18 protein-coding genes are annotated in these 15888 nt (G+C 65.3%); 2 read left to right on the top strand and 16 right to left on the bottom strand.

The features are described from left to right. Positions 1 to 5 precede the first annotated feature (5 nt). On the top strand, positions 6 to 917 hold the full coding sequence (locus tag HDG32_RS06950; RefSeq protein ID WP_184064777.1) for a DUF72 domain-containing protein: 912 nt from the start codon (positions 6 to 8) through the stop codon (positions 915 to 917). Here HDG32_RS06950 and HDG32_RS06945 read toward each other — a convergent pair. The 6 genes from HDG32_RS06945 to HDG32_RS06920 all read right to left on the bottom strand — a co-directional run bounded on the left by HDG32_RS06945 (position 909) and on the right by HDG32_RS06920 (position 5451). Next, positions 909 to 1571 carry a UdgX family uracil-DNA binding protein gene (locus tag HDG32_RS06945; protein ID WP_184064774.1) on the bottom strand — a complete coding sequence of 221 codons (663 nt, stop codon included), beginning with the start codon at positions 1569 to 1571 and terminating at the stop codon, positions 909 to 911. The two genes, HDG32_RS06950 and HDG32_RS06945, sit on opposite strands and share 9 nt — an antisense overlap. Before the next feature lie 27 nt (positions 1572 to 1598). After that, positions 1599 to 1751 (bottom strand): DUF6496 domain-containing protein, encoded by a 153-nt coding sequence (locus tag HDG32_RS06940; RefSeq protein WP_184064770.1) that lies wholly within the window; start codon positions 1749 to 1751, stop codon positions 1599 to 1601. A gap of 124 nt (positions 1752 to 1875) precedes the next feature. Further along, on the bottom strand, positions 1876 to 2559 hold the full coding sequence (locus HDG32_RS06935) for a hypothetical protein (RefSeq protein ID WP_184064767.1): 684 nt from the start codon (positions 2557 to 2559) through the stop codon (positions 1876 to 1878). Continuing rightward, complete coding sequence (locus tag HDG32_RS06930; protein ID WP_184064764.1) at positions 2556 to 3962, bottom strand: selenium-binding protein SBP56-related protein; 1407 nt, start codon at positions 3960 to 3962, stop codon at positions 2556 to 2558. The genes HDG32_RS06935 and HDG32_RS06930 overlap by 4 nt, the downstream gene beginning before the upstream one ends. A gap of 263 nt (positions 3963 to 4225) precedes the next feature. Next, complete coding sequence (locus HDG32_RS06925; protein WP_090809124.1) at positions 4226 to 4666, bottom strand: zinc-finger-containing protein; 441 nt, start codon at positions 4664 to 4666, stop codon at positions 4226 to 4228. A 107-nt stretch (positions 4667 to 4773) separates the two neighbouring features. Then, on the bottom strand, positions 4774 to 5451 hold the full coding sequence (locus HDG32_RS06920) for a DJ-1/PfpI family protein (protein ID WP_184064761.1): 678 nt from the start codon (positions 5449 to 5451) through the stop codon (positions 4774 to 4776). 160 nt (positions 5452 to 5611) lie between these two features. Here HDG32_RS06920 and HDG32_RS06915 point away from each other — a divergent pair, with 160 nt between their 5' ends. Then, positions 5612 to 6586 carry a GlxA family transcriptional regulator gene (locus HDG32_RS06915; protein ID WP_184064758.1) on the top strand — a complete coding sequence of 325 codons (975 nt, stop codon included), beginning with the start codon at positions 5612 to 5614 and terminating at the stop codon, positions 6584 to 6586. Between the two features lie 36 nt (positions 6587 to 6622). Here HDG32_RS06915 and HDG32_RS06910 read toward each other — a convergent pair whose 3' ends face one another. The 10 genes from HDG32_RS06910 to HDG32_RS06865 form a co-directional block, all read right to left on the bottom strand. After that, positions 6623 to 7183, bottom strand: coding sequence for a hypothetical protein (locus HDG32_RS06910; protein WP_184064756.1), 561 nt, complete (start codon positions 7181 to 7183; stop codon positions 6623 to 6625). Positions 7184 to 7561: 378 nt separating this feature from the next. Next, positions 7562 to 8557, bottom strand: a complete 996-nt coding sequence (locus tag HDG32_RS06905; RefSeq protein WP_184064753.1) for an MxaL protein — start codon at positions 8555 to 8557, stop codon at positions 7562 to 7564. After that, positions 8554 to 9099 (bottom strand): tetratricopeptide repeat protein, encoded by a 546-nt coding sequence (locus HDG32_RS06900; RefSeq protein WP_184064750.1) that lies wholly within the window; start codon positions 9097 to 9099, stop codon positions 8554 to 8556. The genes HDG32_RS06905 and HDG32_RS06900 overlap by 4 nt, the downstream gene beginning before the upstream one ends. Beyond that, a complete protein-coding gene (locus HDG32_RS06895; protein ID WP_090809112.1) occupies positions 9096 to 10082 on the bottom strand; it encodes a vWA domain-containing protein in 987 nt (328 codons plus the stop codon). The genes HDG32_RS06900 and HDG32_RS06895 overlap by 4 nt, the downstream gene beginning before the upstream one ends. Beyond that, positions 10079 to 11002 carry a calcium incorporation protein MxaA gene (locus tag HDG32_RS06890; RefSeq protein ID WP_184064747.1) on the bottom strand — a complete coding sequence of 308 codons (924 nt, stop codon included), beginning with the start codon at positions 11000 to 11002 and terminating at the stop codon, positions 10079 to 10081. The genes HDG32_RS06895 and HDG32_RS06890 overlap by 4 nt, the downstream gene beginning before the upstream one ends. Next, on the bottom strand, positions 10999 to 11898 hold the full coding sequence (locus HDG32_RS06885) for a DUF58 domain-containing protein (protein WP_184064744.1): 900 nt from the start codon (positions 11896 to 11898) through the stop codon (positions 10999 to 11001). Before HDG32_RS06885 ends, HDG32_RS06890 begins: the two co-directional genes overlap by 4 nt. Positions 11899 to 11918: 20 nt before the next feature. Next, a complete protein-coding gene (locus HDG32_RS06880) occupies positions 11919 to 12941 on the bottom strand; it encodes a MoxR family ATPase (protein WP_018424618.1) in 1023 nt (340 codons plus the stop codon). A gap of 237 nt (positions 12942 to 13178) precedes the next feature. Continuing rightward, complete coding sequence (locus HDG32_RS06875; RefSeq protein WP_184039165.1) at positions 13179 to 14183, bottom strand: LysR family transcriptional regulator; 1005 nt, start codon at positions 14181 to 14183, stop codon at positions 13179 to 13181. Positions 14184 to 14188: 5 nt separating this feature from the next. After that, positions 14189 to 14959: a hypothetical protein gene (locus HDG32_RS06870; RefSeq protein WP_184064742.1), complete on the bottom strand. Its 771-nt coding sequence runs from the start codon at positions 14957 to 14959 to the stop codon at positions 14189 to 14191. Further along, a complete protein-coding gene (locus tag HDG32_RS06865) occupies positions 14956 to 15867 on the bottom strand; it encodes a substrate-binding domain-containing protein (protein ID WP_184064739.1) in 912 nt (303 codons plus the stop codon). Before HDG32_RS06865 ends, HDG32_RS06870 begins: the two co-directional genes overlap by 4 nt. Positions 15868 to 15888 lie beyond the last annotated feature (21 nt).

Raw genomic sequence — 15888 nt, 5'->3', positions numbered from 1 at the left:
CGCGAATGAAGAAAACCGGCGATGTGCGTATCGGCATTTCCGGCTGGCGCTACCAAGGTTGGCGCGGCACCTTTTACCCAGAGGATCTCAAACATGCAGCGGAATTACAGTACGCGTCGGCGCTATTCGGCACGATCGAAATCAACGGCACGCATTACAGCCTTCAATCGCTCGATAGCTGGCAGCGTTGGTACGCGCAAACGCCTGACGGCTTCGTGTTTGGCATCAAAGGCGCGCGCTATCTGACTCATATGCTGCGGTTTCGCGATGCGAGCGCACATGTCGGCATCGCGAACTTCTTCGCGCAGGGGCTACTCGCGTTGAACGAAAAGCTTGGTCCGATCCTATGGCAATTTCCGCCGTCGTTCCGATTTGAGCCCGAGGCAATGGAGCGCTTTCTGAGCGTGTTGCCGTTCGAGATCGCGAGCGCATCGGCGCTGGCGAAGCACCATGATGCGCGTGTCAAGACGCCTTATGTCGACATCGATCGCAAGCGGAAGTTGCGTCACGCGGTCGAAGTGCGCCACGCGAGCTTTGTCGATCCGGCGTTCGTGACCTTGCTTCGGCAATACGGCGTCGCGCTCGTCGTTTCAGATTCCACCGAACCGTGGCCCGTCGCCGAAGATCTGACGGCGGACTTCGTCTATATTCGCCTGCACGGCAGCGAAGCCAAATACTCGGGTGCGTATGGGGACGACGCTCTGCAACGATGGGCCGAGCGAATCGATGCATGGCGCGGCGGCTCCCAGCCTGCCGACGCGCGATTGATCGCGCCGCAACTCCGGCCGCCTCGCCGAGCCGCGCGAGACGTCTACTGCTACTTCGACAACGATGTAAAAGCTCGGGCGCCGTTCGACGCACAACGATTGATGAAAGTCCTCGGATTACGAGCGACGCACGCGCCGGCGTCATCCTGAGCGCTTGCCGCCGTGGGCCAGCTTCTGTGCGGTGCGCAATGCCGCGACGCTTCGCTCGTACACCTCGCGACGCGTTTCAGGGTCCGGCGCGCGCAGCGCAAACGACGGATGGTACGTCGCGACCACGCGTTGCTCGCCGCGCTCGAGCGTTTTGTCGAACGCGTCCTGCAAGCGCGCGTGCGAGTCGTGAACAACCGCTTTCAACGCGGTCGCGCCCAGCGCCACGACCACGCGCACATGCGGCATGTCGAGCTCCTGCTCCAGCCAGTAGCCGCAAGCATCCACTTCACGCTGAGCGGGCGTTTTGTGCAAGCGACGCTTGCCGCGCGCGATCCACTTGAAATGCTTGACGGCGTTCGTCACGTAGACCTCGTTACGCTTGACGCCCGCTTCTTCGAGCGCGCGGTCGAGCAACGCGCCGGCAGGCCCGACGAAGGGCTTGCCCTGCAGATCTTCCATGTCGCCGGGTTGCTCGCCGACCAGTACGATCGACGCATGCCGCTGCCCTTCGCCGGGCACGGCCTGAGTCGCATTGCGCCAGAGCGCGCAACGGCGGCAATCGCCGAGCTTCGCCGGATGCTGATCGGGTTCGACATCCGCCGGCTCCGATTGCGGGTCGCCATCCGCGCGCCTTTTCCGCGGCCTGTCGGTCATGGGTACGACCGCGCGTGCTGAAGCAGCTTATTTCTCACTCTTCTTCGGCATCTTCGCGCCCGACTTGCGCGCCTGATTCAACGCGATCGCGACAGCCTGCTTGTGCGGCTTGCCATGCTTCGACTCGGTCTTGATGTTGTGCGACACGGTCTCTTTCGATGTACCTTTCTTCAGCGGCATGATCTTCTCCGGGTGTAGATGACGAGAGGAAAAATCAGGACCCGCACGGAATGGCGTCCCTGCCGAAGCTACGCAGCATATGCTGTGCCCGGGGGCCTCATAGGCCGGATCGGCCGCGTCGAAATCAACCGGAAACGCCCGCTGCCGCCGCATTCAACGCCAGCGACACGCCCCCCACCAGAATCAGACTCGACGCCCACACCGCATCGAGATTGAACCAGCTGCGCGACACGAACCTGAGCCCGAGGTAGCGATAAACGAGCCATGCGAGCACGCCGCCGGCCATCGTCATCGCGGCCGCATGCACCGCGGAGACCGACAGCGCCATGCGCAGACTCGTTTCGATCAGCGTTTGGGCGGCTTGGTGCGCGCTGTCCATTGCGTCTGCGCGGCACAGACCGAGGTAGATCGGCACCAGCATCAAGCCGGCGCCGTGCGCGATCGCCACCGCGAACGACCAGAGCGCGAGCCGCGACGGCGGAATTCTCGCCAGTACGCGCGGATGGCGCCGGCGCATCAGCAACACCAGACCGAAGCCGATCACCAGCACGCTCGCGCCGATCTGCATCTGACGCTGCCACGCGAGCACGCTGGCCAGCATCGCGAACGGCAGCATCATCAGCAATATGGCGAGCGCGTGCCCCGCCGCGAGATAAAGAAGCGCTACGACCAGCGCTTGCGAGCGCCGCTGCATCAGCGCGTTCGACACCGCGAGCGGCCACCCCATCGCCGGATTGAGTCCGTGATACACACCGCTCGCGAGGACGGCCAGCCACAGTGCCGCTTGCGGCGACACCGCGCCGCTCAAACGCCCACCGAGGGATAGCAGAACGAATCGGTCGAACAGTCGCCGCCTTCGAGGCGAATCTGGTGCGCGCGATAGCCGGCGGGAAACTCGACGAAGTAATCTTCGACGAGTTCGAGACCGCCATTGGGCTCGGCATGCGCCATCACTTGCACGCCGGGCACACCATCCGGGTAGAACTGGTCGTCCCACGTCGAATAGAGCGAGTTGGTCCAGTAGATGCGCTTGCCGTCGCGACTGATCTCGACCATCTGCGGACCGCCGGCGAAAGCCTTGCCGTTCGGATGCGGCGCGCAATGTTCGATTCCACCGATGCGCACCGAGCCCGTCAATTTCGGCTTGCGCGGTTCGCTCACGTCGTACTGGCGCATCTCGCCGGTGCCCCAGCAGGAGACGTAGAGGAATTTATCGTCGATCGAAAGATCGATGTCGGTGACGAGCGGCGGCACCGCGCCGAAACCTTGCAGCAGCGGCGGCAATTCATCGGCATGCGCGGGCTCCGGTGGAATGGTCGCGGTCTTTTCGATGTGGAAGTGGCCGCCTTCGCGCCACCAGGTCCAGATCGACCCTTCCAGATTCGTCGTATCGACCACGACGCCGATAAAGCCGTACTCGCGGCTCGGGTCGTGCGCGGGCCGCACTTCGAGCGCCATCTGATGATTCGCGCCGAGATCGAGCGTCTGCACGTTGCGCCTCGCGCGCAGATCCCAGCAGTGCACGCGGTGGCCGTATTTGTTCGCGAGCAGGTCTTCGGGCACGATGCCGTTTTCGAATTGCGGCGGCAGCGCCCATTCGGTCGACACCATGTAGTCGCGCGGCAGATTCCACCAGAAGTCGTAATGCTTTTCCTGCGCGCCGCGCTCGATTTCCCAGCGGCCCAGCACCTCGAATGTTTGGCAGTCCATGATGAAGATTCCGGGCGGCCCGTCGGTGCCGTCCTTGCCACCGCCGCCGAGCGTGCTCACGTAGATGCCCTCCGGTCCGCAATGCACGGTGTGCGGACGCGAATAGCCGGTCTTGCGGAAAATTTCCTCCGGCTCGATGATCTTGTGAATCTTCGCCTGGGTCGGATGCGGCTTCGTATCGACGATATAGATGCGCGACGAGCGCATGCCCGGAATGATCAGATAGCGACGTTCCAGAAACGCGTGGCCTGTCAACGGCGACAACGCGGACGAACACGCGTTCCAGCCGAAGTGATGGAATTCGTCGCCCTTGTTCGGCACCGGCACCGTGTGGACCACCTGGCTATAAGTCGGCGAACCGGGCTTCACGTCGATCACGGCGAGCGCGTCGGGCTGCGAGGAGTCCGGACTTAGCAGCACCGTGTACGCGTATTCTTCCGCCGGCGCATCCATCGCGAGCTTCGGCGATGCATGAAAGGTAGGATCGGGGCGCATTCTCATGACGGCACTCTCCCTGTCGTTCTGAACGGTTCTGAACGGAAGCCCGGCCCGCCAAAAATCGAGCCAGCGTAACTTTAGATTTGTAGTTCACGATAGCGACGGACGCAACCGGAAATATGCACCCGAACGCAGGTGCGATCCGACTGCCGGGCCGCATCGCACGAGAACTGCCAATTTGGTGGGGGTGAAGAGGCGCGGGGAAGGCGGTATGGCGGGGTGGTATTGGAGGAATGAAAGGGAGCCAGCGGTTTGGGGCTATTGCGCTATCGCGCACGCCGAGCTTCGATAAAAGCTTCGACATAACGCAGCGCCTGTTCGCACTGCTCGGGCGTGAACGCGTGAATGCTCGCCGGAACCGGATCGAAGCCAAGCTCGGTCGCGACCCACCGGATCGCTTTCGCGCGGGCTTCGAACGCGTTGACACCATCGCGGCGCACCTTCCCGGCAACGAGCGGTTCGAGCGCATCGTGCAGCTTGCTCTTCGACTCGCGCAACGTCGCGTCGGCGAGGCGGCCGAGCGGCAGGTTGTGTTTGCTGCGCGAATAAACGCCGATCCACGCCTGACATGCGGTGCAGATCCACAGCGGCCCTTGATCGCTGCGATAGGGGTAGGACTCGTCGCCGTAACGCGCGAGCAACGCACGGTTGCCGCAGTAGTCGCATGACGGCTGCGGCAGTGCCTTGACGGGCTTGCCTACGCGCATGGGGAGTGCCCCCGGGATAATTCGCCGTACTTCATCGCATCGATCCGACTGACGGAAACGGGTAGAGCCACACAGTTTAATGGAATGCCCGTACCCGCATGCAAGACTTAGCTTCTCTGCGCGATCTCCATCACCACCCGGCGCCGCGCGGCCAGGCCTTCCGCCGAGCGTCGCCGGACCAGTTCCACCACCGCTTGCGGCGCCAACGCCGGATCGCCCGCGTCGAACGGCGGGGCCGGCGCGTATTCGAGTTCGAGCTGGATCGCCTGCGCCTCTTCTACGCCCGCCAGTTCGGCCGCGACGGTCAACCCGAAATCGATGCCCGCCGTCACGCCGCCGCCGGTAATCAGATTGCCATCGCGGACCACACGCGCATGTGTCGGTATCGCGCCGAGCGGTTCAAGCAGCGAGTGAAACGCCCAGTGAGTCGTCGCGCGCCGCCCGCGCAGCAAGCCGGCCGCGCCAAGCAGCAACGCGCCGGTGCAGACCGACGTCACGTAGCGCGCGCTCGCGGCCTGTCGGCAAACGAAGTCGATCGTTTGCTCGTCTTGCAACAGGTCGGTCACGCCGTTTCCGCCTGGCACACAGATCACGTCGAGCGGCGGGCAGCTTTCGTAGGTCGTGCCCGGCGTCAGCACGAGCCCGTTACTCGACACCACGGGCTCCCGTGTCTTCCAGATCAGATGCATCGTGGCGCCCGGCAACGATGCAAGTACGTCGTGCGGGCCAGTCAGATCGAGTTGCTGTACTTTCGGAAACACCAGAAAACCGATTTGCAGGTTCATATGGATACCTTATTCAGGGAGAAATCGAAACGCGTGATCCGCCGCGTCTTCCAGGTGGACGGACTGATTCTATGCGCGTAGTCTTTGGCAAGACTGCCATTAACCCCGGTTTTTCTGCCACGCGCTCGCTCCCTCTTACAGCCCCCCTGTTACACACGATATGTTCAGCGCTCCCCCCTCCATCGTGCTGCTCGCCTTCCCCAACATGCAACTGCTCGACGTCAGCGGTCCGCTGCAGGTATTTGCGTCCGCCAATGAACTCGTCGCGCAGCGTGGGCTCGACGAACTCTACTCACCCCGCGTCGTGGCAGCCGAAGCCGGGCCCGTCACGTCGTCGTCGGGACTTGCGGTACTCGCCGGTTCGCTGCGCTCGGTGAAAGCGCCGGTCGATACGCTGATCGTTCCGGGCGGCTGGGGGATTCGTCAGGCATCGGCCGATCAGCGTCTGATTCGCTGGACGCAGCGCCATGCGCCGCATTGCAGACGCGTTGCCTCGGTCTGCTCGGGCGCGTTCCTGCTCGCCGAGGCGGGACTGCTCGACGGCCGCCGCGTCGCCACACATTGGGGGCGTTGCGACGAGCTCGCGCAGGCGTATCCGCAACTGCACGTCGAAGCCGATCCAATCTTTATTCGCGACGGGGCTATCTGGACATCGGCGGGCGTCACCGCCGGCATCGACCTCGCGCTGGCCATGCTCGAAGAAGATCACGGGCGCGCGTTGGCGCTCGATGTCGCGCGCGAGCTCGTCGTGTTTCTGAAGCGGCCGGGGGGTCAGTCGCAGTTCAGCGCGACGCTGTCGCTGCAACATGCCGACGACCGTTTCGGCGAATTGCATGCATGGATGACGTCGCATCTCGCATCCGACCTGTCGGTCCCCGCGCTCGCGCGAAGGCTTCATATGAGCGAGCGCAGCTTCATGCGCCACTACAAGGCACAAACGGGCCGCACGCCGGCCCGCGCGGTCGAGCAGTTGCGCATCGAAGCGGCACAGCGCTTGCTATGCGAGACATCCTGGTCGATCAAACGAATCGCGGCGCGGTGTGGATTCGGCAGCGAGGAAACGATGCGATGCAGCTTCGTGCGTCAGCTGCGCGTGGCGCCGCAGGTGTATCGCGAGCGCTTTTCGTCGACGTGACTCGTCGACGTGACATGCGCGGCCGTCCGACATCACTCAGTAGCGACGTTTGACGATCAGCGTCGCGCCCGTATCGTGAGAATGCAGAACCGCGACGCGCGCGGTGCCGGAGAACACCCAGTCGTCGATCGTCAAGGACAAGCGTCGCTGCGGTGACGCGCCTATCGACAACGCTGAACTGTTCATCTGAACGATGGACAATTGCGGCGCGGTAGATGGACCCAGATGCAGAGGATTCGAAGCATTTTGCGCGGCAGGTTTTGCGCCCGGTTCGGACACCGGCGCGAACTCCGGTCCGGACGACCCCAATGCCTTCGCCGTGCCGAGCTGGACATCGCGCGTCACGTCCACACTATAGTAATTCTCCATTTGCGCGAAGAACGGCTTGCCCTGATCCCCGTGATACTCCATCGCATAGCGCTGCTGCTCGAAGTAGTGCCGAGGCTCGGGAATCGGCGGCACGACTTCGACGGGCGACGCGACGATGTTGGCGACCATCATCGCTTGCGGCACATCGCCGAAGGGGCCGCCCGCAAACGCGTAGCCGCTCACCAAGACGAGTACCGCTCCGACAATCCTCTCGTTTTGGCACGTCATCGCATGCCTCCAGTGAAGGAATTGAAATGTCACATGACACGGCGCTCCCGTCGAACCGAGCGCCTTGCAGCGTCGCTTGCACTCAGACATTGTAGTCAGTCATTGGCGTACTGGTAGGTCAAAGTGTGAGGTACGTCGCGTGTGTGGCGAGCGCATGCGCCTTCGCGACTCAGCGCTGGAGTCGACGTCGAAGTGGACCGATTGAGAATGATTCCTGGCAACGCTCTCCGGCCTCGAAGACCGGCAAGACCTTCTGGCGCAAGCCTCGTGAGTCGGTCGAACCCGGCAACTCTTGCGAGGTTTCGCAAGCAACTACGCTGCTCGATTGGATACCTGCACCTTCAACCGTTGCAGCGTCAACGTTCGCGCCCGCGTGAGTCAGTCGACTCGTGTCGGCCGGCCATTGAATGCCGGCGCGATCTGCAAAACGATCGTTCGAATGCGCTTTCGCCAGGCGCGCGGCCATGCGAGAACGGCATCCGGCATGAAGCGCGCGACGAGCAGCAGCAACGCGAGCAGCGCTGGACACCAGCGCAGATCGGTCGGCACCGGTTCGCGGCGAGCGAAGCGCGCATCGAGCAGCGCATCGCCGAACGACGTCACGTTCAGCAGGCGCCGGTAGTCGAGGCCAGTCTGCCCCGCCACCGACGCAAGGTACTCGCCGCGCAATTCGGACAACTCCTCGTGCGTTTGCGCCTCGACACCGGAGCCTGGCGTCGGCGGCACCTGGATCACGTCGTCGGCCTGCCAGTAGCCGATCCGGTTACCGTCGGCGTCGGTCTTCGGAATGGCCGCGGGCTGGTCGCCGCCGACGCCGATCAGCCAGCCCCTGATTCGCGCGGCATTGATGCCCTCCATCAGCGGGCGCGCCGCCGATACCGGCGGCGCCTCCTGACCATCGGTGACGAACGCGATGGCCGCGCCGCCGCCGACCTCCTGCGCGACCCGCACGGCCGAATACACACCGCCCTCGGCAATGCGGCTCCAGTTGGTCCAGCGCATGCGCCCGTCGATGCCCTCGAGCGACACCAGCAGCGCGTCGTAGTTGCCACAGACTTCGACCGGCGCCATCAGCAGCAACACCCGTTGCCCCGTGAACACGCTCCAGCCGACCTTCGAGCCGCACGGCAAGCGCCCGAGCGCGTCGCGCATCGCGGCCTGCGCGAATTTGAGCCGGCTGACCGGAGCGCCGTCGAGCACCACGTCCTCGACGTCCATGCTTTGCGTGATATCGAACGTCACGATGTAGTTAAACGTGTTGCGCGGCAAAGTGAAGTCCGGCATCGCAACCGCCGCGATCAATGCGACGAGCGCGAGCGGCGTCAACGCGTGACGCCATCTTGCGAAGCCGCGCTCGCGCGAGACGCCGCTCATGGCAAGTCCTGGCTCTGCGGGTCACGCAGCTTGACATTGTGCTGCTCTTTCACATCGGGCCCGGCGAGCGCGGACGGCGTTTCCGGCGCAAGCCACAGCGCGCGCTCGAGGTTGTAGCGCACGTCCCAATCGTCGGGCGCCGCGCGCAGCGCGAGCCGGTAGCGCGCCTTGGCCTCACCGATCATCGCGAGAGACCTGACCGTCTGCGCCGTGTCGCCGCTGCCTTCGCGCAGGTACAGGTTGCCGAGATCGAACAGCGCCGCGCGGCCGACTTCGTCAGGCGGGCTGCCCGCGGGGATCAGACCGTTATAGAGCCGCGCCGCCGCGTCATACGCGCCCGCTTTCGACAGCGCTATCGCGCGGGCCAGTTGGACCTCGCGCGCGTCGTCGCCGGCAGGCTGGTCGCGCGAAGCGGCGTTCGTCGCGAGAATGGCCTGATCGACGCGCTCCGCGTGCTGCAGACGAACGAAGCCATACCCGGCCCACGCGGCGCAACAGATCGCCACGGTGCCGAACAGCGTATGGATCAGCGTGCGCTTCATGCCCAGCTCCTGACCTGCAACTGGTGCAGCAGCACCAGCAGCGCCGAACAGAACAGCGCGAGCGCGAAACAGTACAGACTCAGGTCCTGGCGAGGCAGATGCTCGACGAACGTCGTCGTCGCGTTCTGCTGCCGGTTGATCTCCGCGATCGCCGCCATCATCGCCTTCGGGTCTTCGGCCTGAAACAGCCTATACGGTGTCCTGAGCGTCAGAAAAAAGCGATGCAGCTGCGCTTCGGCCGAGGTTCCGCTGACGGGCTGCGTCGCGTTCAGATCGGGACTGAAGACGCTGCTGCGCAAGTAGATGAAGTACAGGGCGATCCGGTTGCGTCGCAGTCCCGCCTCGATACGCCGTTGCATCGTTTCGTCGAGCAACGCGCCGCCATCGGAGACGAGCACGATCGCGCGGCGGCCCGACGACAAGCGCCCGTCGAACTGCGCGATCGCCGCGAGCATGCCGCGATCGAGCTCGGTGTCCGGCATGCCACGGCCAATCGCCGTCGCCGCGACAGCGGCCTCGATCACGCGATGGTTGTACGTGAACGGCATTGCCAGCACGGGGTTTGTGCCGAACATCATGAACGCGAGCCGGTCGTTGGGCCGCTGCTCGACGAAGCGCGTCAACGCGGCGCGCGCCACGTGGTTCTTGGAGTCGCCGCGCGGCGCCTCGACGCCCTTGCTGCCCATCGGCTCGTCCATGCTCGCGCTGCGGTCCATCAGGATCAGGATCTGCGCGCCGCTGCCGGTGCGCAGCACCTGCAACTGCGAGCGCCCCGGCCCCGCCAGCCCGACGACGATCGCGGCGATCGCCAGTGCCGCGCCGCCGCGTACGAGCCAGCCGGCCGCGCGCCCGAGATCGTCGGCGGGCAGCCACGCGACGCTCGAGAACACCAGCGTGTCGCTGCGTCGCCGCAGCAGCGGCAGCGCGGCGAGCGGCAGCAGCACCAGCATCCACGGCAGGGCGAAATCGAGGCTCATGGTCATCGCTGATGGCGCCTCTCCGCCCGATACAACGCACGGCACAGCGCGTGCAACGAAAGCTCGCCGGGATTCCCGACGGCCTTCGGCGCCGGTGTGAAAAAGCGCTCGGACGACGCCAGATAGAAACGTTCGAGCTGCGCGCGCAGCGGTTGCAGATAGGGCGCGCGCGCAAGCAACGCGGATAGCGAAGTCGCATGCACGACCTGGCCGGCGGTTTCGTTCAGTGCGCGATGCAGGCAGACCCACGCATCGTTCGATGAAGCAGCGGGCGCCTCCGGCAGCCGTTGCATCTGCCGCCATGCACGCGCGAACGGCAGCCGTGCCGCCTCGCGTCGGTTGCGCGCCCACCACCAGCTCGCCCACGCGAGCAGGGTCACGAGCAGCAAGCCGAGCGCCCACGCGATCTGCCGACGCCAGCCGGCTGTGCCCAGCATGGGTGCCTGACGATCGGGCCGCAGCGGCTGCAAATCCCCTGCGGCGAACGCGGTTTGCGGCGTCAACGGTCCGATGCTCGCCGGCCATTCGGCGACCTGCAATTGCGTGCCCGCCGCCGACGTCAACGTCAACGCGGGCAACGTGATCTGCGTGAGCGTCTGCGGCGCGTTGACGACCTGATACGCGATCACCATCCACTTGCGGCCGTTGGCATCGGTTTCGAGCGTCACGGGCCGGCGTTCGAGCCACACGCCCGTGCGTCCGACCGAAGGCGGCGTGACCGCGCCGATGTCCCGATCGTTGGCCTCCAGCAGCACGCGTTGCGTCAGCACATCGCCGAGCACATAGCCGAACGCGCGCGGCTCCTGAACGAGTGCGGTCACCACGGCGGCGCTGGCCGTCGCGCTCGCGGCGCCGCAAAGCGACGCGATCAGCATATGCAGCGCCGCCCGACGAGCGCCGCCACCGCGCACACCGCGCGCGCTCATACCGTCATCTCCAGAAAGTAGCGCGACATCGCTTCCGGATCGAACGCGCCTTCGACATAGAACGGCCGGATGCCGCGCGCGCCGAACCCCGCGGCGAGTTCGTCGCGACGGCGCGCGACGCCTTCGCGCCAGCGCTCGCGCACATCGCGCGAAAGCCACACGCGACGCTCCTCGCCGGACTCCGCATCGTTGACGGCCAGCAGCGACGCGTGCTGCGGCGGCGTGATCTCGGCCGCGTCCCACACGACCATCGGCACCACACACGCATGCACCAGCATGTCGAGTACCGACGACAGTCGCGCGAGCGGCCAGTGGAAATCGGACACGACGAACACGAGCGCCTGGCGTCCAGCGATACGGATCGCGCAACGCCGCAATCCTTCGACGGCCGCGCGTCCGGCCTGACGTTCTGCCTGACCATTCGCCTGACGATCAGCCGTTTCACCGGCGCGTTCGCGCAGCATGCTCGCGAGCAGCGAGCCCGTGCCCCGCCCCGTGCGCGCCGGCATGAACAGATCGTCGCGTTCGCCGCCATCGAAGGCCAGCATGCCGAGCCGGTCGCCGACCCGGAACGCGCTATGGCCGAGCGCTTCGACGAAATCGGCGGCGACCTCCAGCTTCGTTTTACGGCTGCCGAACCGCATCGACGCCGATACGTCGACGATCACGAACACCGGCACCGCGACGCGCTGCAAATGCACGCGCACGAGCCACTCGTCGCGCGCCGCGCGCAAGCTCGCGCGCAGATCGAGCCGGCGCGGGTCCGGGTAGTCGAACAAGCGGCCGTGCATCGCGAACTGCTGACCCGAGCCGAAGCTCGAGCCCGGATGCGAGCCGGGTCGCGCGCCGGCCGCGCGCATCGGCAGACGGTAGTGGAATTCCGCGGTGTCGTTCATCGTGGTGCGCGCGCCGCCGGTCAGCGAGGCACGGCGACGTTCGCGACGATCCGCGCGATCAGCGCCTCGGCCAGCTCCTGGCGGCGTAGCTCGTAGATCGGTGTGAAGAACACCCGATGCCCCAGCGCCGGCAGCAGCACTTCGTGAATGTCCTCCGGAAGCAGATGCGTGCGTCCCGCGAGCCACGCGACCACGCGCGCGGCCCGCAGCAGCGCGCTCATGCCGCGCGGACTTGCGCCCGCGAGAATCAGCTGCTCCATGTCGACGCCGTCGAGCGCGATGCCGAAGCGCGCCGGCGTTTCCGTCGCCTGCCAGATGTCGTGCACGTAGCGCTCGATCGTCTCGCTCGCCTGCACGCCCTGCTGGATCGCCGCGCCGATCCGGTTCAACTGTTCCCACGGCACGATCGACGGAGTCAGCTGCGCGAGCAGGCCGTCGACGTCGTGGAACCTCGTGTCGAAGACGAGGCTGCGCCGCGCGTCCTCGTCGGTCGGCGTCGGCATGTTCAGCTCGAACAGGAAGCGGTCGCGCGCCGCCGACGCGAGCTCGAAGGTCTCTTCCTTCTCGACCTTGTTGCGGTCGGCGTATACGGTCATGTGCGGAAAGCGATGCTCGCGGTCGAACGCCCACACGGAACGTTCGGCCATCGCGCGCAACAGCAGCGATTGCACCTGCGGACGCGCGCGATTGATCTCGTTGAAGAAGAAGGTGGTCAGCTGCTCGCCGTGGCGCAGCAGCGGGCCCGGTTCGATACGCGGCTTGCCGTCGGCATCGACATAGGTGTGATAGACGAGGTCGCCCGGCATCAGATCGATCGTGCCTTCGACGCGCTCGAAATCGCCGCCGACCACGCGCGCGAACGCCCGCAACACGGTCGTCTTGCCGACCCCGACGCCGCCTTCGAGCAGGACGTGGCCGCGTGCGAACAACGCGACGTTGATGAGCCTCAGCGTTTGCTGCTGACCGACGACGACTCTCGCGACTTCGTTTTCGATCCGCTGGGCGTGAGAACGCCAGTCCTGAAGCTGCTCGCCGGAAACCATCGCTGCGATCCCCTTCCGTGGTGCTGGCGTTTATTTGCACGACGCCCGAACGTCGACGCGCTTCAAGCGCTCGCCAGCCTTCCGTTCAAGCATGGTTTATGCCGATCGTGAGCACGGGATCCAAGAGTTAAATCGAATGCGAAAAGTTGGCAGCCTGTCACGACAGCCGGGTACAGACTGTGCCATCGACGCCGCCTGGGACGCGTCGTTCACCAGCAAGCCGACGCGCGCATGACGCTACCGCTTCGCGCCGACCGGCGGTTTCGCAAACACCCCGGCAAACTGCGCATATTCCTGCTCCAGATGCACCGCCGCATGCTCGAGCAGAAACTGCCGGAACATCATGCTGGTCGGCGAAAGCTGCTTCGTGCGCAGATGCACGACCTGCCACGCGCGTTCGATCGGCGTGCCGTTCACGTCGAGCAGCGCGATCTCGCCGGTGCGCAACTCCAGCTGCAACGTATGCAGCGAGATCAGACTCACGCCCATGCCCGCCATCACCGCCTGCTTGATCGTTTCGTTGCTGCCGAGCGTGATGGTTTTCGCGGGTGTGAACAGATGCTGCCGGAACATCGCCTCGGCGGCCATGCGCGTACCCGAGCCCGGCTCGCGCAGCAGGAAGGTGTCGCGGCGCAACTCCTGCAGATCGAAGCGGCGCGCGCCGCACAGCGGATGATCGAGCGGCGCGATCACCACCTGAGGATGACTCGCGAGCGGCTCGGCCGTCGTATCGAGTTCGGGCGGCGGGCGGCCCATGATCGCGAGATCGATCGCGTTGTCCTGCAACAGACGCAGCAACGCGTCGCGATTGCCGACCGAGAAGTGCACGTCGACTTTCGGGTATAGATGCGAGTACATCGCCAGCAGTTTCGGCGCGAAGTAGGTCGCCGAACTGACGATGCCCACGTTGATCGAGCCGCTGTCGGCCTGCTTCAGCGACATCATCGCGTCTTCGGTGTCCTTGATTTCGCCGAGAATGCGGCTCGCGTGATGGGTCAGCACCTCGCCCGCTTCGGTCAGCGTGAGCTTGCGCGCGATGCGCTCGAACAGCCGCAGGCCGACCGCCTCTTCGAGCTGATGAATCTGCATCGACACCGCCGGCTGCGTCAGATGCAGCTCCTCGGCCGCGCGCGCGAAACTCGTATAGCGGCTCGCGACGACGAAAATCTGCAACTGCCGCAGGGTCAGCGTGCGAACGAAATTCAGCTTGACCCGGTTCGTCGCGAAACTCGCGTTCTGCATTTGATTCAGCGACTCGCTCGCGGCGCATTCGATGACGGTTTCGCCGGCGCCTTGCCCGAGGGCAACTTGTTCAGTGCGGATTGAAAGCTCAACGACTCGGTATGCGCCGGATGCGCAAAGTTGTTGTTGGGACCCGGCACGTCGGTGCGGATCTGCACGACCTGGCCCGGCACGCCGTCTGCGAGCAGGAACGTGTAGCGCTTGCCCGTGTATTGTGCGAAGCGCTCCGCGTTCGGATCGTTCAGATAAGGCTGCACGACGATGCGCCGCGCGCTGACCGGCTTGCCGCCGACCTCGCTCGGCACGCTCTCGATCTGCGGCCCCGCGGCGAGCGCGAGACGCAGACGCTGCTGGAAATAGCGGCGCTGCCCGCCGGTGAGACCCTGCATCTCCGCGATGTCGTGTTCGAGAAAATAAATGATTGCCGGATTGCACTGCAGGCCGCCGATCGGCAGGTTCACGCTGCCGCTATGGTCGGACACCTGTGCGTCGCCTTTCGCGTTGTTCTCGCTCAGCACCAGCACCTTGACGACATCGGCGCTGCGAGACGGCTGCCCGGAATCGATCAGCGCGTAGTCGAGTTCGGTCTGCGCGGCGACGCCGTGCAGATGATCGGTCAGAAAAATCAGCCGCTCGGCCGGCGTGATCTCGTCGCCGCCCGGCGCCGACGCCGGACTCGCCGCACGCGCGGCGGCTGGCGCGAGGCACAGCACACACAGCGTCCCCATCAGCGCGGCGCGTGCCGCGCGCAACCAGGCGCCGCCCGCGCGCGTCATTGCGACGCGTCGCCAGGCTTGCCCGCCGGCGCGTCGACCGGTTTGAGCATCGGCACCTGGTAGGTCGCGAGGATGCTGTCGATCTTGTCGTGATTCGCGCCGATCCATTGATCCACCTTGTCCTTCCAGTCCTTCTCGCCGTAGCGCACGCCCATCGAAATCGTGTAGTCGAAGCGGATGCCCGGCCCCGGCGGGAACGGCACGAGTCTGACCGAATCACCGGCGCGCTTCGCGAAGTAGCCGGCAATCGGCCCCCATAGGAACACCACGTCGACGTTGCCTGCGCGCAGGTCGTGTTCGATCATCTGGCCCGGGTACACGGCCGGATCGCCGCTTTGCACCTGGTACGACACCGCCTGGTCGATCAGGTTGTGGCCGAGCAGCCAGTCCACCGCGGGGGTTTGCGAAAAGATGCCGAAGCGCAGCTTGTGCAGTTGATCGGGCGGCAGCTTCAGCAGGTCGTCGGGCGTCTTGATGCTCGCGAACTCGGGGCGGTTCGGCAGCACCATTGCGTAGGTCGAGCGCAGATACGGCTGCGTCGTCGACGTCATGTCATAGCCCTTCGGCACACCGATGATCAGGTCGCAGCGATAGCGCTCGCTGCCGTCCTCCTTCTCGCGCAGCGTGTGGCGCACGAAGCCCATGCGCTGCGGAAAGTACGTGTATTCGAGCTTGTAGCCGAAGTCGCTCGCCATCTGGGCCGCGATGCGGTTCTCGTAGCCCTCGCCCTTGTCGTTCGACAACGGCATGTTGTTCGGGTCCGCGCACACCCTGAGCACGCCGTCCGCGCCGTCGTTGTTCGGCAGCGCGGGGCCGTCCGCCCGGACCGCGGCGCTCGCGAGCGCCGCGCCACACAACGCGGCCGCGATCACGCTGACATGCACGGACATGCTTCTCTTATTACGCATCGTGAGCCTCCGGAAGAGTGA

It is taken from the genome of Paraburkholderia sp. CI2, assembly GCF_014201055.1.
Classification (GTDB): Bacteria; Pseudomonadota; Gammaproteobacteria; order Burkholderiales; family Burkholderiaceae; genus Paraburkholderia; species Paraburkholderia tuberum.
Note: the sequence above shows the minus strand (reverse complement) of the source record. Positions and strands in the feature narration are given on the sequence as shown.